The organism is Acidipila rosea, assembly GCF_004339725.1.
Lineage (GTDB): Bacteria > Acidobacteriota > Terriglobia > Terriglobales > Acidobacteriaceae > Acidipila > Acidipila rosea.
On record NZ_SMGK01000001.1, the window covers coordinates 518,120 to 538,296 of the forward strand.

Below are 20,177 nucleotides of genomic sequence, written 5' to 3' on the forward strand. Positions count from 1 at the left end.
CAGTTAGTTACTGATGAAGTCGTGAGCGTGAAAAAGGCGCTGGCACCAGGCCCAGCGCCTCTTCTAGTACAGCAAAGCTACTCAAAAATCAGAATTGCGGCTGCGATGGTGGTCGTCCACAGGCCGCGCTTGTCACCGATTGCCGACTGCGTCACATTTGCAGTGCGTACGATCTTATTGGAAATACGATAGATTTCCTTCTTCTCGTCCCAGCTCTTATCAGGGTCGAAATCAACATCGAGCGTGGTGGCAAGCATTTCTGCAGCAAGCTCTTCTGCATATTCGCCGGCTTGCTCTTCAGTCTCGCCGAAGCTGTGGTGTTCGCTCAGGTAGCCGTAGGTATTTCGATCCGAGGGAATGGCGACGCCAATACTCGATACAACAAGTCTGTGCGGCTCGCGGGTGGAGTTCTCGGCGACGACGGCAAAAACGACCTCGCCAGGGCTCAGGTAGGTCAAGCCTTCCTTGCGGGTAATTAGCTTAGCCTGTGGAGGGAAGATCGATGAAACGCGCACCAGATTCTGGGCGGCTATGCCGGCGTCACGAAGCGCCAGTTCAAACGAGGTGAGACGTTCCTTGTGTTTCCCGACACCCTTGGTGAAGAAAAGGCGCTTCGGGACCATGCTTTTACCCAATTTTGAAACCCTCCATATGGGAGACAATTGCCGCGCACGTTAATCATCGTCCCCGATGGAAAGTATCACACCTAATGCCGGGACGTGCTTGATTCACGCGAGAATTTCACGGTGTTTTCTTATCATACGGGAAATGCGGGGTGGGTACGGGCGGAGAGCGGGAATTTTACCTTCCACGCCCAAAGTCGGGCGTGGAGGGTAACTTGTGGTAACTATCTGGCGGGGACAACGGCTGCTGCGCTGGCTGGCTGCGCGCCAAAAGCATCCACCAGGGAAACGACTTTCATGCTGGAGCGTAGCATCTCCAAGCTGGCATTGCTGGTTACTGTTATGGTCTGCGGTTCGCCAGGCAGGAGATCAACATAGTTGTCGGAGAACTTTACGTCGTTGTCACCAAAAGACACATACGCGTCCCGAGCGAGCACCGGAGACGACAGCTTGAGAGTGTATGTGCCGTTGCCCCCGCTCAGTTCGCTTGCGATCTTAGCCTGTGGCAGATGGACCTGCTTGGTAGGCGCGAAGTAGATGATGTTGCTCGACGCAGGCTGGCCTGCGATAGTCAGATCCGCTGCGCCGAAGATGGCGGCCGAATCGGTTCCGTTTGCATTTACGAACTCAGAGAGTGGCAGCTCGATGTAGGCCCTGCTGGAGAGCGCCGGAAGGCTAACGGACAGAGTCTGTTCCTTGAGAACCTTGCCGTTAAAGTCCATGATGCGGAGGCGCAATTGTCCGGATTGAGCCTCAGTTCTATCGGAGACGACATAAACGTCGAGCTTTCCATCTTCTATATACGGTGACACAAGCACCGGAGCATAGAAACGCTTCGCGTAGTACTGCAGAGCTTTCCAGCGGCCGTAATAGTCAATGCTGGCCCACGAGGCGACCGGCCAGCAGTCGTTCAGTTGCCAGAAGATTGAACCCATGGTGCGTGGCCGCAGCCTGCGCCAATGTTCGGCACCGATTCTTGTTGACTCAGCCTGCAACACCTGGCTTGCATAAAGGAATGATGCGAAATCTTTTGGCTCGCCATAGTAGCGCAGCATGTAGTCGTGAATGATCTGGTTGCCCGCATCGTTTTTCTGATGTGCGAGCATCACTGGAGTAAAGATGCTGGTGCGGTCTTCAGGCTTGGTGAAGGCCTCGATCGTGCGCATTTCAGGGAAGGATTGGAATCCGTATTCCGAGACGAAGCGGGGGAAGTGCTTTTCATATTCGCTGAATTCGGCATTGCCATGCCAGACGCTCCAATCGTGCATGTCACCTGACATGTATTTCGCTGAAGTGTCTTCATAGTCCGCGCTCGGTGAGCTTGGCCAGTAAGGCGTCTCAGGGTTGAACTGGGCGACAGTGCGGGCGATGACTCCAGAGAAGGTCGTCAGATAATCCTGCCACATGCGCAGGCGAACGTCGGCAGGCAGCTCCGAGCGGCCGCCCCACGCAAACGCCGATTCGGTTTCGTTATTTCCTGACCACAGAACGATGCTGGGGTGGTTGCGCAGACGCTTTACTTGATACTCGACTTCCTTTTCGACGTTCTGCTTGAAGGAGTAGGTACCAGGTTGCCAGTCATTGCCAAACATGAAGTCCTGCCAAACCATGAGGCCGAGTTCATCACAGATGTCATAAAACTCCTGCGTCTCGTAGTAGCCGCCGCCCCAATGACGAATCATGTTCATGTTCGCATCTTTAGCGGACTGCAGAATCTGGCGATATTGAGCCGTCGTAACCCGATTGGGAAAGCTGTCGAAGGGGATGACATCAGCCCCCTTGGCAAAGACTGGGATGCCATTCACTACGAATTCAAATGAGCGGCCCCACTGGTCGACATCGCGGCGCAGCACGACCTTGCGCATGCCGGCCTTGGCGTCGGCTTCGTCAACGGTGGCTTTACCTTCTGTCAGGCGCGCATGGAAGTGATAAATGGGCTGAGCACCATATCCGGTGGGATACCAGAGATCAGGATTAGCGATTTCGAGCGGAAGGTCTACGTCATTCTCGCCGGGGACAAGTTCAAAGTCTCGCGAGACAGAGCCTTGATGGCCGCCTTCATCGTAGTTCACCTGCAGGGTTGCCTTCTGGTCGGACGAGGATTGAACCGTGAACTTGAGATTGAGTTCGGCGGCCTGCTTCGAAATTTCCTGTTGCTGAATGTAGAAATTGTCGATACGTGCGTCATCCCAGAGGTCGAGATGAGCGGGGCGCCAGATGCCACTGGTGACGAAACGCGGTCCCCAGTCCCACCCATATTCATAGGCAGCTTTGCGGATGTAGGTTTTCTCTGCCGTTTTGGTACGGGATTGCCAGGGGTCGTTCGCGGCTACCTTTTGCGCCGCCTTAATCGGAGAGGGAAAGACGACGAGCAGGGTATTGGCGCCGGGTTTGAGTATGGCGCGTACATCGACGCGCCACTGGCGGAACATGTTGTCGGCAGACAGGACATGCTGCCCGTTAATCGAGACATCAGCAGCGCTGTCCAATCCGTCAAAGACCAGTTCGACATGCTGGTGCGCGAGCATTGATTGGGTGACGGTGAGGGTCGTCTGGTACTCCCAGCTGGCATCCTGGACCCACTGCAGCTTGGCCTCGTTATCACGGTAGAAGGGGTCGGGGATGAGGTTATTGTGAAGCAGGTCAAGATGCACGTCGCCCGGAACCTGAGCTGGTAGCCAATGCGTTGTTTTGACGGCTGACGGGGCAGGTGCCTGCCCATTCGCCGGCGCGTCCCCGGTTTCCACCCGCTGTCGAAACTGCCACCCTGAGTCAATAGGGATTGACTGCTTTGGGCTCGTTGATGCGGCAGTCAGGCCAAGTGGAAATAACAGAAGAGCGACGGGCAAAAGACGCAGAAGGCGTACGTGCGAAGAGGGCATCAAGCAGCTCCGGAATCAATTATGCGAAACGTTACCACGTTGGGTATGGTTTCTGTACGGCGATAACGTTATCAGGAGAGGGCGTGCTTCGTCACCCTTCCGGCTCGTGGCTGGTAGACTCAGAAATGAACCGCTTAAGAGATAACCAAAAGGGGATACGAATGGCAGAGAATGAAGTGACGATTACCGTGCGTCCGAATGGACCATTTAGAGTAGAGGGTCCGATCAAGCTGGTCGACAGCAATGGGCAGCAGTGGGATCTGACAGGTAAGCCCGCTGTCTCCCTGTGCCGCTGTGGCGCTTCGACGAAGAAGCCTTTCTGCGATGGCACCCATTCGAAGATCGGTTTTCAGGCAGCAGAGGCGGCGGTAGCTGCGGAAGAAGCACAGAAGCAGTCGTAAAAATAGGTCCGGACACCTCAGATGTTGCGTGAGATGTCCGGATTTTCTCTGCGCTAATGCTCTTTTGGGAACACCTCAGACTCTTCAGTAACCTCTTTCCCCAGCCAACTTCTGTCTTTCGGCTTAAAGTTAGAGAAGGGGAGAGTGTTGGTTTCCGTGAGTAAAGAAGCGCTTGGGGTTTCTGCAAATAGAAGTAAGTCGAAGCTGCGGATGTGGGCCGCTGTAGCAGTTCTGGCTGCCTTTACCTGGATGGCTGTGCCGTATCGCGCTGCCGCTCAGCAGAGTAGCACTCCATCGCGCAAGGCTGTGCATAAAAAGCATATATCAGCGGCAACTCGCCGTTCGGCATCAGAGCATAAGGTTGCCGCAACTCACACCCATAGTGCGACGCACAAGTCCGGTGGACACCAGAGTCGCAGGACCCCTCGGAAGCGGAGCCGCCATCATGTGCTTTCCGCTAAAGCGAGGGCAAGGAGTTCCCGGCTCCAGCGGGCATTTGTGGCCTCATCCCAGTTGCGGCCCATGGCGCAGCAGCTTGCGCAGATGCGTACGCCAGCAGCCTATGCCGGGGTTTTGTCCTATGCGCGGTCACACACAGGCGAGGCTGCCTCGGCGGCCTATCTCGCTTTAGGTCACGCTTATCTGCTGGATCGAAAGTTTCCTGACGCTGTCAGCGCCCTCAAGCATGTGAAGGGCGAGTCCCTTGGTGACTACGCAGACTATCTCACAATCCAGGCCTATCTCCAGAGCAATGACCTTCCTCAGGCGGAGATGCTGTTGAGCAGCTTTCTCTCTAAACACCCTGACAGCATTTTTGTGAATAGCGTACCTGTGCTGGAAGCCAATCTCTTTCTGCAGGAAGGCGATCCCCAGCGGGCGTTGACTATTTTGAACGCCCATCGCTCGGAGCCACTGGCGGGTAAGGTTGATTATCAATTTGCGATGGCCCGCGCTCAGCAAATGGCAGGTAATCAGGCGGAGGCTGCAGCGCTTTTCCGTCATGTATTTCTGAATTATCCGTTGAGTTATGAATCGGGGCAGGCGAAGACAGCCTTGCAGTTGATGGGTGCGGAGACTGCATTGACGGTCAGTGAGCGCAGCCATCATGCAGATGCGCTTTATCACGCAGGCCGCTATAGCGAGGCCGACGACGAGTATAAATCTCTGGCAGGGGATCCAAAAACAGATGGTGCGGAGCGTAATTTACTGCTGGTCGCAGCTGCTGCCTGCGACCTGAAGTTGAAACGTCTGAATAAGGCAGAGCTCGATGCTTTGCCCGATACGAACGATGAATCCGGAGCGCGGCGGCTTTATCTGCTGATGGAGCTGGCACGGAACAAAGATGATGGAGATGCGCAACGCGCCATTGTGTCGCAGATGGAGACGCGGTTTTCTACCAGCCCCTGGCTGTCAGAGGCGCTCTATTCAAGTGGCAATATGTATTTGCTGCGCAAGGACTATGCGACGGCTATCAGTTACTATGGGGAGCTGGCGCGCCGTTTCCCCCGCTCCTGTGAGCCGGTAGCGAGCGCCGGATGTTCAAACTACGCGCCCAGCAGCCATTGGCGCGCCGCATGGCTCAACTACCGGATCGGGAATTATTCGGAGGCTGCCAGGCTTTTCGACGAACAGATTGCGGTGTATCACGGCGGCAAGGAGATACCCTCCGCACTTTATTGGCGAGCGCGGGTGTATCTTGACCAGGAACACAGGCCCGATATGGCTGCGGAGTACTTTCGCACCGTCGCTCGCGTTTACCGCCACTACTACTATGCGGCACTGGCCGAGCAACGATTGCAGGAGTTAGGTAATGTCACACCTGCCAATGTGACTGCGCTGGATCAGATCAACCCGGCGCCGGTACCTGAGCTCACGGACGATGTTCCAAGTGATGATCCCCATGTTGTCAAAGCGAAGCTGCTGGCCAACGCCGGGCTTAACGAGTACATCACTCCGGAGATTCAGGCGGCGGATGGCAGCCGGGAATGGGGCGCGCTGGCTGAAGCTGAAATATATGCCTCGTATGGTGAAACATGGCATGCTATGAGGCTCATGAAGCGGGCATTGCCGTTCTACACCTCAGCGCCTATCGATTCCATTCCGCTGGGCTACTGGCGCATTCTCTTTCCGCAGCCTTATTGGCCTGAGATCAAAGAGCAGGCGCAGAAGAATGGTCTGGACCCATACATGGTCGCGTCTTTAATTCGCCAGGAGACTGAGTTTAATCCGAGCGCAATTTCAAACAAGAGCGCGTATGGACTTATGCAGCTATTGCCTTCCGTCGGTAAGAGCATGGCCCGACAGGAAGGGATCCGGCATTTCTCTGCGAGTGAGTTACTCAACCCACTGACGAATATCCGGCTCGGCACACTTTACTTGAAGCAAACACTCGATAAGTTCGATGATCAGCCTGAGTATGCGTTTGCCGCATATAACGCTGGCGATGACCGGGTCACGGACTGGCGCAGCGCGGGCAACTTCCATGGTATGGATGAGTTTGTTGAGTCCATTCCTTTTACAGAAACTCGCGAATATGTGCAGGCGATCGTGCGTAATCAGCAGATTTACCATGAGCTCGACAAGTTGACCTCCGAGCGTGCGTTCGTGCGCCCGGGAGGCACTGACAGGGAAATGATGCCTGCGCGACAATAGAGATATGGAGTTCATAAATCTCAAGGCTCAATATCAGCGGATCAAAAGCGACGTAGATGCGAGGATTGCCCGCGTCCTCGAACACGGGCAATACGTGCTTGGACCCGAGGTCGCCGAGTTGGAATCCCGGCTAGCTGCCAGGGTTGGCGCGAAGCACTGTATCTCCTGTGCGAGCGGAACAGATGCTCTGCTGGTGGCTCTGCTGGCTCTGGGAATCGGCCCTGAGGATGAGGTCATCACCTCTCCCTTTACCTTTTTCGCGACTGGCGAAATGATCGCCTTGATAGGTGCAAGGCCTGTCTTTGTCGATATCGATCCCGTTACATACAACATCGATCCAGAAAAACTTGAGGCGGCTATCACCCCCCGCACGCGGGCGATCATGCCGGTAAGTCTCTATGGGCAATGCGCGGATTTCGATCGAATCAACGAGATTGCCGCGCGGCATGACCTCCCGGTAATTGAAGATGCGGCACAGAGTTTTGGAGCAACCTATCGAGAGAAGCATTCAGGCAATCTCAGCACGATAGGATGTGTCAGCTTTTTTCCGTCGAAGCCGCTTGGCTGCTATGGTGACGGAGGCTGCTGCTTCACCAATGATGATGGCTTGGCGAAGGCCATGATGGAACTGCGTAATCATGGGCAGGACCGGCGCTATCACCACGTCAGCGTAGGAATCAACGGCCGGCTCGATACTATCCAGGCGGCTGTGCTGTTGGCAAAACTCGAAATCTTCGACGGCGAGTTGGCCGGCCGGAATGCGGCTGCCGCCAAGTATGATGTGCGACTTGCCGGAATTGTGCAGACACCGAAAGTGCTTCCCGGCTATACGAGTCCCTACGCGCAATACACGATTGAGGTAGATGACCGTGAAGATGTGCAGGCGGCGATGACGGCGGCTGGGATACCGACAGCCGTGCATTATCCGGTACCGCTTCACCTGCAGCCAGTGTTCGCAGATAGAGGGCAGGGAGTAGGGAGTTTCCCGCATGCGGAGCGGGCCGGACATAGAGTGCTGAGTCTGCCGATGCATCCATATCTTCAGGATGAGGAGATTGAGCGGATCGCTAGCGCAGTTCAAGGTGCCGTTTCATTGAAGACCCACGCTTAAACTCTTGGCTTGATTTCCTGATTGACAAGCTTCGTTGTGGCAGGAAGAATGGCATCAAACATTTTCGCTAGGAAATGTTTGGTGCGAGACTTGAGATGCTGGACTCCTTCAGCACGCGCGAAGTAATGGAATTGACCGGCGTCTCGGCGCGGCAGTTGCAATGGTGGGATGAGCAGCGCCTTGTCGTTCCTGCACGGAGAGCACGGCAGAGGGTTTACTCCGCTGCAGATCTTGCTGAAATAACCGTTATCGATGAGCTGCGACGGCGGCGAGTTTCCCTCAAGCATGTGCGTCACGTAATGCGCTTTCTGCGGCATGAGTTGCAGGCAAGGCTGGCGGATATGTTGGTTGCTGATCCACGGAGCGCTGGCTCATTGAGAGAGAAGCAGACAGAACATCTGCTTTTCGACGGGCGCCATGTGTATCTGAAAAAGGGACCGGAGCAGGTTGTCGATCTGATGCGGAACAGCCGCCAACCGATGCTCCTGCTGTCGCTGAGCGATGCACTGAAACCGTTGCGAGCCGATATTGAAGGTATGGTCGCCGCACGGGGAAGGAAGGCTCCTGCGAAGGCGAATTACACACAAGGAGGAAAGAGGAAGCAGGCCTGAAATGCGCGGTGCTCCCGGCAGTGGAGCTAAACTTCAGCAGCAAGATAACCAGCGAGGAGAGAGCTATGCAGGAAGAGCTTGAGACCCTGGAAGCATGGATACCGGAGCAGATGGAGCCGGGAACAATGTTCGTGCTAGAGAACGCAGGAAAGGCGGGTGACCAGAACAATCCCTATTGGGCAGTGCTGGCGTGCCCAAGCTGCGGGTCGCTGGGACTGATAACGTTGGCGCAGTACTCGGGAGTGCAGTCGATGATCTGCGGGTCAGACAACTGTTCTTCAGAGTATTTCCTGCATGGGGATGAGATACAGTTTCGCAAGCCGCACTAGCTATCAGCGAATCTTTACCTTTGGCTCCCAGCCTCACAAGAGGCTGGGAGCCTTCGTTTCTTAGCTTTTTCTTACTCTTCGAGATTCCATGATGGCAGGCTGCCTGCACTGGTGAGCAAGCGGAGAGTGAGCGTGCAATTACCAGCGACATCAGGAACTGCAGGGCCTCCAAGTACGGTACAGGCAGCCACAGCCGTCGCGGCAGGAGGTAAGACGACATCCGTACCGAGTGCACTGAGTTTCCTGGAGTTGTTCTTTAGGCAGGCAAATCCGCCGCAGACGCCTGAGCCAAACACAAAACCAGGTGCGAAGTTGGCAGGGGAGATCTTGCTCCCCAAGGGTGGCATGCCCTCTCACTTTCAGAGGAATTCTGTAGCCAGCGGCAGCACGGAATCAGCATCTTCTTCGCCGACCGCAAAGCCTGCGGCGAAACCGACAAAGAGGGAACCGGCGCGGCTGAGTGTCGTCAGTACTGGCCTTGTTGCGCCCTATCCGGTTCCAGTGTCAGCGGAGCCTGTGGTGCATCCTGCGATCCCGCAGTCTCCTGCGGTGGTTAAATCTTCATTGATCACACAGCAGGCCTCAGAACCAGGAACAGCACACAGGCGGACTGTTGCTGCCGGGGATGTTGTGGCGCCAGCTTCTACTGCTTCTCCTTCCATTGTTGCTTCTTGTCATGATGAGGCACAACTGCATGCGACCGCGGCGGCTCCGGTTCTGAGTACAAAGATGACTACGTCTGAGATCGCACAAGTGGCTTCAGCCATGCCGCAGAAAGATGGGCCGCAGACTTCTTCCTCGAACATGACGCCTGTGGCAGGCTCAGACCTCACCCCTCCACTGAATGCATTCGCAACAGTGAAGGCTCCAGGGCCATCGCAGACTGCAACGCTAACTGTGCCCAGCCCGGTAGAGCAGCCATCCATCGGGCTGGCCACTACTCAGGCACAAGGGGCGACCAGCGCCAGCAAGCCAAAGGCTTCTTCCCTGGTGCAGAAGTCAACGATGAAAAGCTCAACATCCGCCATGAAAACAGAGGTTGCGCCTTTGGCGGGGCCAGCGGTTCCACTTCACCAGAGAACACAAGCTACGCTGATCGCTCCAGTGGAGGTGGTACACGCAAGCAGCCTTCATGTTCAGCCGGCGAGCGCCTCCGCGGGCCTGACAACTGCAGTATCTATCCATCCTGCGCAGACCTTTGAGCATATGGATGGCGCGAGAATGCCGGTAACCCTGCTTTCGTCTCCTCCTCACGAGGTTTCCGTCGCGGTCTCAGATCCGCTGCACGGATACATGGAGATCAAGACGCATGCGGAAGCGGGAAGCATCAGCGCATCGCTTGCTGCCTCCACCCCAGAGGCCCACGCCAGCTTGTTAAGCCACGTTCCTGCTCTGGGTGAGTATTTGTCCGGGCACGGAGTGCAGGTTGGCAACGTCTCTGTCGAGCGAAACTTGACCGCGATGAGTGGCGGCTCACAGCATGGCGGCGGTCAACCACCACCACAGGGTCAACACCAGCCGCAGACTCCGCAGGCACCGGCTTCTATGGGCAGAGCGACTCTCGCGGAGATTCCTGCCATTGGCGAGCAGCCCGAGAGTTCTGCCATCTACAGCAGCCGCATGTCCAGCATCAGCATTCGCGTTTAGGAGAACATCACATGCATCCGACGAACATCACTCATCCCGCCAATAAGGGCCTCTCCCCTTTAGCTCAAAAAACAACACAGCCGCAGGCAGCGTCGGCGCGTACGGCTTCTCGATCAAGCGCATCTGCAAATGCGTCATCCAGTTCCAATACGAGTGCCTCCAGCAACAGCTCAACCATCACTGCGAATGACTTTTTGACCCTGCTGGTTGCGGAGATGAAAAACCAGGATCCGACTTCTCAGCAGGATCCAAACGCTTACATCGATCAGCTTGTTCAGGTGAATAGTCTCCAGCAACTGATCCAAATCAATACAGATCTGGGGGGCACAGGGAGCAGCAGCACGGGAAGCAGTACAGGTTCCACTACAGGTGCTACCGCCGGGCGGGTCAGCGGCGCAGGCGGTGTCGCTGGTGCGAGTGCTTCGGGGACAAGCACACCGGCCAAAGCGCGGGCCGCGGCATCTGGAGAAGCGAGTCTGTCTGCAGCACAGCCGATACCCGCAGGGGCTTCCCGTACTTCATCGGCTATCAATGCAGCAAGCCGCCTGGCGCAGGCGCTTACGCCGGCAGGCACAGTGGCAAACAGTCGATACTCTTCCAACCCCACGATGTTTGAATATCGTCCACGCAAATAATTTTTGAACCCGCATTTTACGGAGGAAGCAATGCCAAGTTTTTCGATCCCGCTTTCTGGGCTTGAGGCCGACTCAACGGCGCTCAATACCATTGCCAACAACCTATCCAACATGAATACCACTGCCTATAAGGCTCAGACGGTCAACTTCAGCGATCTGTTCTATCAGCAGATCGGAGCCTCAGGCTCAGGAGATCCGGAGCAGGTTGGAGCGGGTACCCACGTAGGGTCCATCTCGACAGACTTTACAACCGGTTCGCCGAATACAACTGGAAACTCGACCAATGTCGCGCTCAACGGTGATGGCTTCTTTGCGGTGCAGCAGAACGGGGAGACAGAGTTGACTCGCGATGGAACTTTCTCTCTTGATTTGAATGGCAATCTGCAGACGCAGAGCGGACAACAGGTGATGGGATACGCCGCGACCAATGGCGTTGTGAATACCAATGCTCCTCTTTCCGGTATACAAGTTCCAGTTGGACAGGTGGAGAAGCCACAGGCGACGGCGAATATGTCAATCACGGCAAATCTCGATGCGACGGCTGCGGCTGGAACCACCGTTCCTGCACAAGTGAAGGTGTATGACTCGCTGGGCGTGGCTCACGAAGCGACCGTGACCTTCACAAAGCCAGCTGCTCCGGCAAATACTTGGAACTACAGCATCGCATTGCCGGCCGGCGATGCAACTCCCGGGGCAAACACGACCGGGACACTGACCTTTGACACGACCGGAAAGTTGATTGCGCCAGCATCGAATCCCGCAGCAACCACCTTCACCGGCCTCTCGGATGGGGCGTCGAACATGAGCTTCGCCTTTGATCTTTACGGCTCAAATAATCAACCCAGTATTACGCAGGTTGCTGGCGCATCGGCTGTGGCCTCTACCAATCAGGATGGCTTTACCAGTGGGCAATATCAAAGTGTATCGATTGGATCTGACGGAACCATCTCGGCGAAGTTCAGTAACAACCACACGCAGGTAGTCGGGCAGCTGGCGGTGGCTATGGTGACCAACGAACAGGGTCTCGATAAGCTCGGCGATGGCAACTATGCGGCGACGCTGGTATCGGGGGACGCGAGTTACGGAGTGGCCGGAACTGCAGGGCGGGGATCGATGCAGGGTGGAGCGCTGGAGGCATCGAATGTGGATATCTCAACCCAGTTCTCTGATCTGATTGTTGCGCAACGAGCCTTCGAGGCAAACTCAAAGGCCGTCACCACCTTTGATACGGTCAGCCAGGACACGATCAACATGGTGCACTAAATCAGGCTGCGGCGGAGGGTGAATCTGCCTTCCGCTGCAATCTAAGTTTTTTCTAATTTTTGCTGTTCCAATTTCGGTCATCCATCTGCACCTCATCTCTGCATCATGCAAGCAGAGCCCATCCTCGCCGCTCCACCTGTCGATTCCAACGCGCCGACCATATCTTCGGCGCTTACGCTCCAGTCCACGCCGGGTCCCATTGCGGAAGACGAAGCGACGCCGGTGCCCTCGGTGTTGCGCCGCCTCCCCGTTCAACTCGATGTGCGAATTCCCGTGCCATCGTTTCAGGTGCGGGAGCTGTTATCGCTGGAGAAGGGCCGAGTCATTGAAACAGCCTGGGCACACTCCGAGGACCTGCCGCTGTGGGCCGGTGGTGTGCAGTTGGTATGGAGCGAGTTCGAGATAGTCGGGCAGAAGCTTGGCATTCGCGTAACACGCCTGATCTGAATTCGCAGTGAAAGACCTCAGGAAGAGCAATGACCTCAATGAAACCAGATCAAAAAAGCGGAGTGGGAATGCTGACAGGATCATGGCCTTTCAGCGTGATGAGTGCAGAAAGACCGCAGACAGGGCAAGCTGCCCTTCTACGGCGGCTGGGAAAGAGGGTTCTGGCGGCCGCCGTGGGACTGCGCTCTCGGCTTCTACTCCGGACTGCTGATAGTGAAACGGCCTTGAAGATCGAAGCCCGGGTTGCGCTGGGACCTAAAAAATCAATCACACTGGTTGCTTGCTGTGGCAGGCACTATCTGGTGGCTTCGGCAGGGGAGCAGATAGCCCCGATTGTGGAAGTACTGCCATTGAATCGGCCCGGGCGGCGCACCCGCGCCAGAAACGATGCTGAGGCAGCACAATGAGCACCGCATTCCTCCTGCTTGCCAGCAGGTCTCAACCCTTCTCCATTCCGGGTCTGGACGCACACGCGACGGGCAACAATGCCGTCCCCTGGACGATTGTCTTTTCACTGACTCTGCTCACAGTACTGCCGGCGATTCTCCTCTCCATGACTCCGATGGTGCGTCTGCTGGTGGTGTTCCATTTCCTGCGTCAGGCGTTGGGCACGCAAACCGCGCCCTCGAACCAGGTGCTGATGGGGCTTGGGTTAATGATGACGTGGTTTTTAATGCAGCCGGTTCTTGTGCAGGTGGACCAGCAGGCAGTTGAGCCTTTTCGCAGCGGTCAGATCTCAGGGCTGGAGGCGATCAGGCGCGGGAGCGAACCGCCGAAGGCCTTCATGCTGCGGTATGCCCGGGAGAAGGATCTGGCACTGTTCACGGCGGCATCAATGACAGCGCGGCCGTCAAAGCCTCAGGATTTGCCGCTGCGAGTGGTTGTGCCCGCCTACATGCTCTCTGAGCTCAAAGCAGGTTTTGAGATCGGCGCCGTACTCTTCCTCCCGTTTCTGCTGGTGGACATGGTAGTGGCCTCAGTGACGACTGCGATCGGCATGTTTCAACTGCCGCCAGTAGTTATTTCGACTCCGCTCAAGATTCTGCTTTTCGTCATGGTTGATGGATGGAATCTGCTGGCGGGTTCTCTGCTGAAGAGCTTTTAGGAAAGGAATGAAGAATGGGAGCAGATCAGGTTTCAGAGTTGATGCGTCATCTCCTGCGTGAAGCGCTGATTGTCAGCGCCCCTGTGCTGCTTGTTGCCTCGCTCGTCAGCTTCCTCTTGAGCTTGCTTCAGACACTCACTTCCCTGCAGGATCAGACGCTATCCACGGTGCCGCGCATTCTCGCGGTCGTGCTGATGATTCTCGCCGGACTGCCGTGGTTTCTACGCAGGCTTGTGACCTATACCGTCGGCCTGTTTTTCGACTTTCACCGGTATCTCGGATAGAAGCCGGTTCCTTTCGGGGACTATTTTGCGGAGATCACGACTCATGCCTGCTTTGCCCCAACTCGACTGGCAGCATTATCTCGCCGCATGGGTACTGGTCATGTTGCGGGTGAGCGCTCTCGCTGTCTTTGCGCCCGTGTTTTCCTCCGATGCGATTCCCAAAGCCGTAAAGGTGACGCTGGTGGGAACTACCTCTCTATTGCTCGCGCCGGTAGCGGCATCGATGACAGCGGCTCATGCCGAGATTGGGTTCGCAGCGATTCTAGGGGAGTTGGCGGTAGGACTGGTCTTTGGACTCACCCTTCTCCTGCTGGCTGAGGTTGCGCTTTTCGCCGGGCAGGTCGTCGGTCTGCAGTTCAGTTTCTCGCTGGTCAATCTGCTTGATCCTAATACCTCGATTCAGACTCCGATCTTTGGACAATTATTCTCGCTCCTGCTGACGACGGGCTTGGTTGTATCCGGCCTTCACCGCATTCTTCTCGAGGCTCTTATCCGAAGCTTCGCCTCGGTGCCTGTCGGTACAGCTATCTTCAAAGGGAAGATTGCCATCTCCCTAGTCACGATGGGCAGCGGCATCTTCCTTGCGGCAATTCAACTCTCGGCGCCGGTGCTGGCGGCAACCATGCTGGTTGAGATTGCGATTGCGCTGGTTGGCAGGCTTTCTCCCTCGCTTCCGGTCATGAACATTACCATCCCGGCGAAGACCTTTACGGGGTATGTCGTCCTTCTCGGCTCGCTTGCTCTGTGGCCACGCTTCTTTGAGATGAGGTTTACAGCCCTGCTCGATGTGGCCCAGAGGTTGGTGGCTCAGATGGCAACCTGCGGTGGAGCGGCCATCCGATGAGTGGAGAACGTACAGAGAAGGCCACTCCGCGACGGCGGCACAAGGCTGAGGAAGACGGAGATAGGGTAATGAGCCGCGAACTGGTCACGGCTGCCTCCACGCTTGCGGGGGTATCGGCCTTGGGCATGGCCGGGGAGCGATGGGCCGGTGCCTGGTCGATGGCTTATCAGCAGAGCCTCGAACTGGGCCTGCCAAAGCTCTGGTCAGATGCGCGGTTGATGGCGACATTCTTCGCAATGAGGCACATCGTGGTTGAGGTGCTATCGCCAGTGCTGCTGCTCTTTGCTGCTGCATGGTCGGGCGCCTTTGCGGCAGGTGCTGTGCAGGGTGGAGGCTTCACTGTCCACCCCAAGGCTCTTACGTGGAAGTTTAATCGGCTCAACCCAGTTGAAAACATCAAGAACCTCTTCTCGATGCGTGCCGTCTCACGGCTGTTCAAGTCGCTGTTGCCCGCGGGGGTACTGGCGGCGTTGGCCTGGGGAAAGCTGCGCGAACAGACGGCTCTCCCGGTGATGTCTCTCGTGCGTCTGCCTTTAATTTTTACTGCAGCTTATGAGCTGCTGCGCGATGCGGCGTGGATCTCTTTCGCTTGGGCCGGGGTTGACTTTGCGGTCGAGTGGCGCAGCAGAGAGGCGCGCCTCAAGATGTCCAAGCAGGAGCTTCGTGACGAGTACAAGGAGACGGAAGGCAATCCCCAGATTCGCAGCCGTATCCGAGGATTGCAGCGCCAGATGAGGCGCAGGAAATTGAAAGCGGATGTGCGGCGCGCAACGGTGGTCGTAACCAATCCAACGCACTATGCGGTGGCCTTGAGCTTCGACTTCGACACAATGGAAGCGCCTAAAGTCATGGCCAAGGGCCGCGATCTGCTTGCCGAACAGATCAAGAGTGAGGCCCGCTGGGCAGGCGTGCCTATTGTAGAGAATCCGCCACTGGCCCGTTCGCTCTATCGGCTGGTTGAGCCAGGTCAAGCGATCCCGGTGGATCTCTATGCAGCAGTCGCCGCAATCCTTGCATATCTCTATCGGCAGCAGGTTGAGGAGAAAGTGCGGGAAGAGCGCCGCAGAAAACAGACTGCGCCTATCCCCTCGAGGAGGGCCTCTAAGGAAGCGGGCGGGGGCCCTGCGCGTGGAGCTGCCTCGCAAGCAGTTGTTGCTATACCTACCGTTGCTTTACCCGCCAAGGAGAAGCCTATCCCATGAGCACTACTGCAGCCTTGCCTGGACTCGCCGTGACGAAACCCGACAGCCTGGGAGCTCGCTTAGCCCGGCTGGCGCGTGAGCTGTCCCTCCCAGTAGGAGCAATCAGCGTGATCTTCGTCATGCTCATTCCCGTACCTGCAATGGTGCTCGATCTACTGCTCTCCTGTTCAATGGCGGCTTCGATCCTTGTTTTTCTTTCGGCCGTACAGGTGCGGCGAGCGGTTGACTTCTCGGTTTTTCCCACTGTCCTCCTGCTGTTGACGCTCTTCAGGCTTTCCTTGAACATCGCGTCCAGTCGCCGCATTCTGCTGCACGGTAGTGAAGGAACAACAGCGGCGGGAACAGTCATCGAGGCCTTCGGACAATTTGTGGTGGGTGGGAATTATGTGGTCGGCTTCGTGCTGTTTCTCGCCCTGATCGCAATTCAATTCCTGGTTGTCAGCCACGGAGCGGTGCGTACAGCGGAGGTAACAGCGCGGTTCACCCTCGATGCTTTGCCGGGCAAGCAGATGGCAATCGATGCCGACATGAATGCCGGGCTGATCGATGAGGCCGGAGCGCGGAAGCGCCGCCAGGCAATTGCACATGAGGCTGAGTTTTATGGCGCCATGGATGGCGCAGCACGATTCAGCCAGCGGGACTCAATGGCGACCATTCTCATTACCGCGATCAACATCATCGCAGGATTGCTGATAGGAGTTTTTCAGCAGGGAGCCGATCTGTCCGATGCGGTGAAAAATTACACGATTCTAACCGTCGGCGACGGGTTGGTGACGATGATTCCATCTCTGCTGGTTTCTGTAGCCGGCGGCATGGTGCTGACCCGCGCCTCCTCGGCAGATGCGCTGACTACGGAGTTAGGGGCACAGCTCTTCCGCAAAGGCACGACACTCTATATTGCGAGCGGAGTGCTGGGCGCCTTGTGTCTCGTTCCCGGACTGCCGAAGCTTGCTTTCCTGCTGCCTTCACTGGGGCTGGGCCTGCTGGGAAGTGTGGTTTCAAAGCGGCGGCCGATAACGGCAGTTGCTGAGCCGGAAGGCAAAAAGCCTGCCACTGCCCAGGCAGACAATATCGCTGGTCTTCTCAAAATGGAAGAACTGAGCCTGGAGATAGGGTTTCAGCTGATCCCTATGGTGGACGAAAAGCAGGGAGGTCAGATGCTGAACCGGGTGCGTACGCTGAGGCGTGGTCTGGCCACGGAACTTGGCTTTCTCGTGCCACCTATCCACATCTCGGACAATCTTCGACTAAAGCCGCGTGAGTATGTCTTCTCCCTGCGAGGAATTGAAATTGGACGCTGGCAGACGGAGGTCAACAGTCTTCTGGCGGTGAGCGCCGAGGCTTCGGCCCATCCTCTGCCAGGCAAAGAAACGCAGGAGCCCGCTTTCGGCATATCTGCGCGCTGGATCTCGCCCGCGCTCGAAGACCAGGCTATCGCAGCAGGCTACTCGGTAGTTGATGGCATTTCGGCAGTGAGCACCCACGTAGCGGAGATGGTACGGCAGCACGCCCACGAGCTCCTGAACCGGGCTGAAACCAAGCGGCTATTGGATTCGCTTAACGAGTCTCATCCGAAGCTGGTCGAGGAACTGGTGCCCAAGCTGATCTCGCTTGGGGAAGCGCAGAAGGTGCTGCAGCAACTTTTACGCGAGCAGGTATCGATCCGCGACCTGGGAACGATTCTCGAAGCTCTGGTCGAGGCGGCAGCGTTGAACAAGACCGTGCCCCATTTGGTGGAGACTGCGCGTCAGGCTCTTGGTCGCAGGATCGTGCAGCCACTGCTCGATGCCGATGGGACGCTGAGGGTTCTGCTACTTGATCCCGCCATCGAGGAGGAGATGCTGGCTCTCTTTGAGCCTGAAGGGGCGCGTCTGCTGAGTGATGGCCGTGCACCAGCGAATACACCATGGCTAAGGCGCATTGCCGATTCTGTGAAGCAGCTAATAGGCGCGAGGTCTTCGGCGGCATTGCCCGTGCTCCTTGCCCCATCACCGGCGCGCTACTACCTGCGCCGCTGGCTTGAGCCTGTGCTGCCGAGGGTGACGGTGCTTTCGCCTGCAGAGATTCCCGCGGACGTGAGGGTGCGGTCCGTAGGCGTGGTGCGGTAGAGAGTGTGATTCACACGGGAGAAGAAAGAGACGAACAGCTTTTGGATCAGAGGTCAGGAGCAGATATGCAGAGCGGCGGATGGGAGCAGCAGCGAGAAGCGAGTGCAGAGCGGGAAAGGGACCAGGCCATGGTGTATTTACCGGAACGGGATCCGGAGTTGGCAGGCGGTAAGGCGCGAATATCGGCCGAGGAACCCAGTGTAGGCGCAACCCCAAAGATTCCGGGAGTGTGGGAGGCAGAGCAGGAGCGAATGATGATCGAGCACCTGCCAATCGTCCGTTATCTTGCCAGGCGCATTCACGAGCGGCTGCCGCAGCACGTCGAGATGGAAGACCTGGTTTCAGCTGGGGTGATTGGACTGATGGATGCCTTTCAGAAGTTTGATCCCAACAAGAAAGTGCAGTTTCGCAGCTACGCGCAGTTTCGGATTCGCGGTGCGATTCTCGACAGCTTGCGGACACTTGACTGGAGTCCTCGCGAGCTGCGGCGGAAAGGTCGCGTGATCGAGGAGGCAATCCGCACTCTCACGGCCAGGATTGGGCGTCAGCCATCGGAGAGTGAGGTGGCTGCGGAGATGGGATTGCCACTCGGAGACTACCAGCAGTTACTTGGCCAGCTGAAAGGCCTCGAAATCGGGACGCTCCACATGGAGCGATCCGAAGACTCCGGCGAAGAAGAACTAGCTTATATCCCGAACAAGCCGGAGGAAGACCCCCTCTTCCGATGCCTTGCCGGTGAGATGAAAGAGCGCCTGGCGGAAGCGGTCAGCAATTTGCCCGAACGGGAGCGGCTCGTGATGACGCTCTACTACTACGAGGAGATGACCATGAAAGAGATAGGCCTCGCTCTTGGGGTGGTCGAGTCGCGGGTCTCGCAGATCCACTCCTCGGCGGTCGTGCATCTCCGGGCGTTGCTTGCGGCGTTCGCGCCGGTTGGCCGGGCTGAGGGACAAAAGAGCAGGGCAGGGCGCCAGAGCCATGCGGAGGCAGGAGAAATAAGAGTTTCAGGAAAGACGGCGAGTGATGGAAAAAAATCTTAAGCAGGATGAAATTGACGCTCTCTTTCAGGCGGCGCGGGCCCGCTCCGTTTCTGCCAAGCAGGACCCACGCGACACTCGGAGCAAGGTCCAACCCTACAATTTTTCCCGTGCCGGACAGATCTCGAACGAACAGATGCGGGCCATCAGCCTGCTGAATGACATGTTCGCCCGTAACCTGCGGCACAACCTTGGCGTATGGCTGAGGAGCAGGTTTGAGGTCAATCTTGTGTCTGCCGAACAGATGCCCTTCAGCGAGTTCACAATGCGCATTCCGGAACTTGCATACGTAGGCTCGGTGCAGCTTGAACCGTTGCGGGCGGTCTCTGTCCTGCAGCTCGATCTCGCCTTGGCTCCTCCGATCATTGACCTGTTACTCGGTGGCGAGGGGCGGCCGGGAACTCCACGGGAACTGACTGATATCGAAGAGTCCATTCTTGCCAGTGTGTCCGATGTCATCTGCCGGGAACTGAGTGCAGCCTGGCAGCCGGTGGGACTGACCTTTGCCTTCGAACGGCGTCAATTGCAGACCCAGGTCGCACGAATTATGCCGGTTGCCGAAAAGACTCTTTGTCTGAGCTTCGAAATCCGGATGCCGGAAGCGAGCGGGCTGCTGAACCTGGCTTTTCCCGCTGTGGTTTCAAATACCATTTTGCGTCGGCTCACTGGGGATTGGACGCGGCAGAGACGCCATTCGCCGGAGACATCCGAGCGCATTCGACAGCGGATGGGCCTGGCTACTTTTGGCACATCCGTACAGCTACCTGCTGTCTCTCTACCTGCTTCGGCAATTGAAGAGATGGAGGTGGGCAGCATCCTTCGACTGCCGCTGCCAGCCACTCGGGCGGCGAAGTTTCAGGTAGCGGGAGTGCCGGTTTTTGAGGCGCTTCCAGTAAACCGAGATGGGCTGCGCAGCGCGCGGCTGTTGCGGCCGGAGCCCGACAGTCCGCTGGCGGAGATGTTTTGAAAGGTTAACGCGTTCGAGGCGAAGGGGTG

19 protein-coding genes are annotated in these 20,177 nt (G+C 56.9%); 17 read left to right on the plus strand and 2 right to left on the minus strand.

The window, feature by feature from the left end; translation table 11 throughout:
* Positions 1–77 precede the first annotated feature (77 nt).
* Positions 78–623, minus strand: coding sequence for a pyruvoyl-dependent arginine decarboxylase (locus C7378_RS02195; protein ID WP_131991244.1), 546 nt, complete (start codon positions 621–623; stop codon positions 78–80).
* Positions 624–847: 224 nt separating this feature from the next.
* Complete coding sequence (locus C7378_RS02200) at positions 848–3,370, minus strand: beta-mannosidase (protein WP_243648003.1); 2,523 nt, start codon at positions 3,368–3,370, stop codon at positions 848–850.
* Positions 3,371–3,666: 296 nt separating this feature from the next.
* On the opposite strand from C7378_RS02200, the gene C7378_RS02205 reads away from it, so the two are divergent.
* The 17 genes from C7378_RS02205 (at position 3,667) to C7378_RS02285 (ending at position 20,148) form a co-directional block, all read left to right on the plus strand.
* Entirely contained in the window at positions 3,667–3,906 is a 240-nt protein-coding gene (locus tag C7378_RS02205; protein ID WP_131991248.1) for a CDGSH iron-sulfur domain-containing protein, read from the plus strand.
* A gap of 543 nt (positions 3,907–4,449) precedes the next feature.
* Positions 4,450–6,558: a lytic transglycosylase domain-containing protein gene (locus tag C7378_RS02210; RefSeq protein ID WP_165876596.1), complete on the plus strand. Its 2,109-nt coding sequence runs from the start codon at positions 4,450–4,452 to the stop codon at positions 6,556–6,558.
* Between the two features lie 4 nt (positions 6,559–6,562).
* Positions 6,563–7,669 (plus strand): DegT/DnrJ/EryC1/StrS family aminotransferase, encoded by a 1,107-nt coding sequence (locus C7378_RS02215; protein ID WP_131991252.1) that lies wholly within the window; start codon positions 6,563–6,565, stop codon positions 7,667–7,669.
* 95 nt (positions 7,670–7,764) lie between these two features.
* A complete protein-coding gene (locus C7378_RS02220) occupies positions 7,765–8,280 on the plus strand; it encodes a MerR family transcriptional regulator (protein WP_165876597.1) in 516 nt (171 codons plus the stop codon).
* A gap of 65 nt (positions 8,281–8,345) precedes the next feature.
* On the plus strand, positions 8,346–8,609 hold the full coding sequence (locus C7378_RS02225; RefSeq protein ID WP_131991256.1) for a hypothetical protein: 264 nt from the start codon (positions 8,346–8,348) through the stop codon (positions 8,607–8,609).
* A gap of 729 nt (positions 8,610–9,338) precedes the next feature.
* Positions 9,339–10,256, plus strand: a complete 918-nt coding sequence (locus C7378_RS02230; protein WP_131991258.1) for a flagellar hook-length control protein FliK — start codon at positions 9,339–9,341, stop codon at positions 10,254–10,256.
* 11 nt (positions 10,257–10,267) lie between these two features.
* Positions 10,268–10,891 carry a flagellar hook capping FlgD N-terminal domain-containing protein gene (locus C7378_RS02235; RefSeq protein WP_131991261.1) on the plus strand — a complete coding sequence of 208 codons (624 nt, stop codon included), beginning with the start codon at positions 10,268–10,270 and terminating at the stop codon, positions 10,889–10,891.
* A gap of 30 nt (positions 10,892–10,921) precedes the next feature.
* On the plus strand, positions 10,922–12,154 hold the full coding sequence (locus C7378_RS02240) for a flagellar hook protein FlgE (protein WP_131991263.1): 1,233 nt from the start codon (positions 10,922–10,924) through the stop codon (positions 12,152–12,154).
* 105 nt (positions 12,155–12,259) lie between these two features.
* Entirely contained in the window at positions 12,260–12,601 is a 342-nt protein-coding gene (locus C7378_RS02245) for a FliM/FliN family flagellar motor C-terminal domain-containing protein (RefSeq protein WP_131991265.1), read from the plus strand.
* A 98-nt stretch (positions 12,602–12,699) separates the two neighbouring features.
* Complete coding sequence (locus C7378_RS18125; protein WP_424221164.1) at positions 12,700–13,008, plus strand: flagellar biosynthetic protein FliO; 309 nt, start codon at positions 12,700–12,702, stop codon at positions 13,006–13,008.
* Positions 13,005–13,706: a flagellar type III secretion system pore protein FliP gene (fliP, locus tag C7378_RS02255; protein ID WP_131991269.1), complete on the plus strand. Its 702-nt coding sequence runs from the start codon at positions 13,005–13,007 to the stop codon at positions 13,704–13,706. The genes C7378_RS18125 and fliP overlap by 4 nt, the downstream gene beginning before the upstream one ends.
* A 14-nt stretch (positions 13,707–13,720) precedes the next feature.
* On the plus strand, positions 13,721–13,990 hold the full coding sequence (locus tag C7378_RS02260; protein WP_131991271.1) for a flagellar biosynthetic protein FliQ: 270 nt from the start codon (positions 13,721–13,723) through the stop codon (positions 13,988–13,990).
* A 43-nt stretch (positions 13,991–14,033) separates the two neighbouring features.
* Complete coding sequence (locus tag C7378_RS02265) at positions 14,034–14,834, plus strand: flagellar biosynthetic protein FliR (RefSeq protein WP_131991273.1); 801 nt, start codon at positions 14,034–14,036, stop codon at positions 14,832–14,834.
* Positions 14,831–16,036 carry an EscU/YscU/HrcU family type III secretion system export apparatus switch protein gene (locus C7378_RS02270; RefSeq protein ID WP_131991275.1) on the plus strand — a complete coding sequence of 402 codons (1,206 nt, stop codon included), beginning with the start codon at positions 14,831–14,833 and terminating at the stop codon, positions 16,034–16,036. The genes C7378_RS02265 and C7378_RS02270 overlap by 4 nt, the downstream gene beginning before the upstream one ends.
* A complete protein-coding gene (gene flhA / locus C7378_RS02275; protein ID WP_131991277.1) occupies positions 16,033–18,144 on the plus strand; it encodes a flagellar biosynthesis protein FlhA in 2,112 nt (703 codons plus the stop codon). Before C7378_RS02270 ends, flhA begins: the two co-directional genes overlap by 4 nt.
* 65 nt (positions 18,145–18,209) lie before the next feature.
* A complete protein-coding gene (locus tag C7378_RS02280) occupies positions 18,210–19,184 on the plus strand; it encodes a FliA/WhiG family RNA polymerase sigma factor (protein ID WP_131991279.1) in 975 nt (324 codons plus the stop codon).
* Positions 19,168–20,148 carry a flagellar motor switch protein FliM gene (locus C7378_RS02285; protein ID WP_131991281.1) on the plus strand — a complete coding sequence of 327 codons (981 nt, stop codon included), beginning with the start codon at positions 19,168–19,170 and terminating at the stop codon, positions 20,146–20,148. Before C7378_RS02280 ends, C7378_RS02285 begins: the two co-directional genes overlap by 17 nt.
* Positions 20,149–20,177: the final 29 nt, after the last annotated feature.

Bases quoted from the DNA above. Each gene is read 5' to 3' on its own strand.
- C7378_RS02260 (WP_131991271.1), top strand. From the start codon at position 13,721: ATGGGAGCAGATCAGGTTTCAGAGTTGATGCGTCATCTCCTGCGTGAA.
- C7378_RS02220 (WP_165876597.1), top strand. From the start codon at position 7,765: ATGCTGGACTCCTTCAGCACGCGCGAAGTAATGGAATTGACCGGCGTC.
- flhA (WP_131991277.1), top strand. From the start codon at position 16,033: ATGAGCACTACTGCAGCCTTGCCTGGACTCGCCGTGACGAAACCCGAC.
- C7378_RS02245 (WP_131991265.1), top strand. From the start codon at position 12,260: ATGCAAGCAGAGCCCATCCTCGCCGCTCCACCTGTCGATTCCAACGCG.
- C7378_RS02195 (WP_131991244.1), bottom strand. From the start codon at position 623: ATGGTCCCGAAGCGCCTTTTCTTCACCAAGGGTGTCGGGAAACACAAG.
- C7378_RS02230 (WP_131991258.1), top strand. From the start codon at position 9,339: ATGACTACGTCTGAGATCGCACAAGTGGCTTCAGCCATGCCGCAGAAA.
- C7378_RS02235 (WP_131991261.1), top strand. From the start codon at position 10,268: ATGCATCCGACGAACATCACTCATCCCGCCAATAAGGGCCTCTCCCCT.
- C7378_RS18125 (WP_424221164.1), top strand. From the start codon at position 12,700: ATGAGTGCAGAAAGACCGCAGACAGGGCAAGCTGCCCTTCTACGGCGG.
- C7378_RS02205 (WP_131991248.1), top strand. From the start codon at position 3,667: ATGGCAGAGAATGAAGTGACGATTACCGTGCGTCCGAATGGACCATTT.
- C7378_RS02270 (WP_131991275.1), top strand. From the start codon at position 14,831: ATGAGTGGAGAACGTACAGAGAAGGCCACTCCGCGACGGCGGCACAAG.
- fliP (WP_131991269.1), top strand. From the start codon at position 13,005: ATGAGCACCGCATTCCTCCTGCTTGCCAGCAGGTCTCAACCCTTCTCC.
- C7378_RS02225 (WP_131991256.1), top strand. From the start codon at position 8,346: ATGCAGGAAGAGCTTGAGACCCTGGAAGCATGGATACCGGAGCAGATG.
- C7378_RS02265 (WP_131991273.1), top strand. From the start codon at position 14,034: ATGCCTGCTTTGCCCCAACTCGACTGGCAGCATTATCTCGCCGCATGG.
- C7378_RS02280 (WP_131991279.1), top strand. From the start codon at position 18,210: ATGCAGAGCGGCGGATGGGAGCAGCAGCGAGAAGCGAGTGCAGAGCGG.
- C7378_RS02210 (WP_165876596.1), top strand. From the start codon at position 4,450: ATGCGTACGCCAGCAGCCTATGCCGGGGTTTTGTCCTATGCGCGGTCA.
- C7378_RS02240 (WP_131991263.1), top strand. From the start codon at position 10,922: ATGCCAAGTTTTTCGATCCCGCTTTCTGGGCTTGAGGCCGACTCAACG.
- C7378_RS02215 (WP_131991252.1), top strand. From the start codon at position 6,563: ATGGAGTTCATAAATCTCAAGGCTCAATATCAGCGGATCAAAAGCGAC.
- C7378_RS02285 (WP_131991281.1), top strand. From the start codon at position 19,168: ATGGAAAAAAATCTTAAGCAGGATGAAATTGACGCTCTCTTTCAGGCG.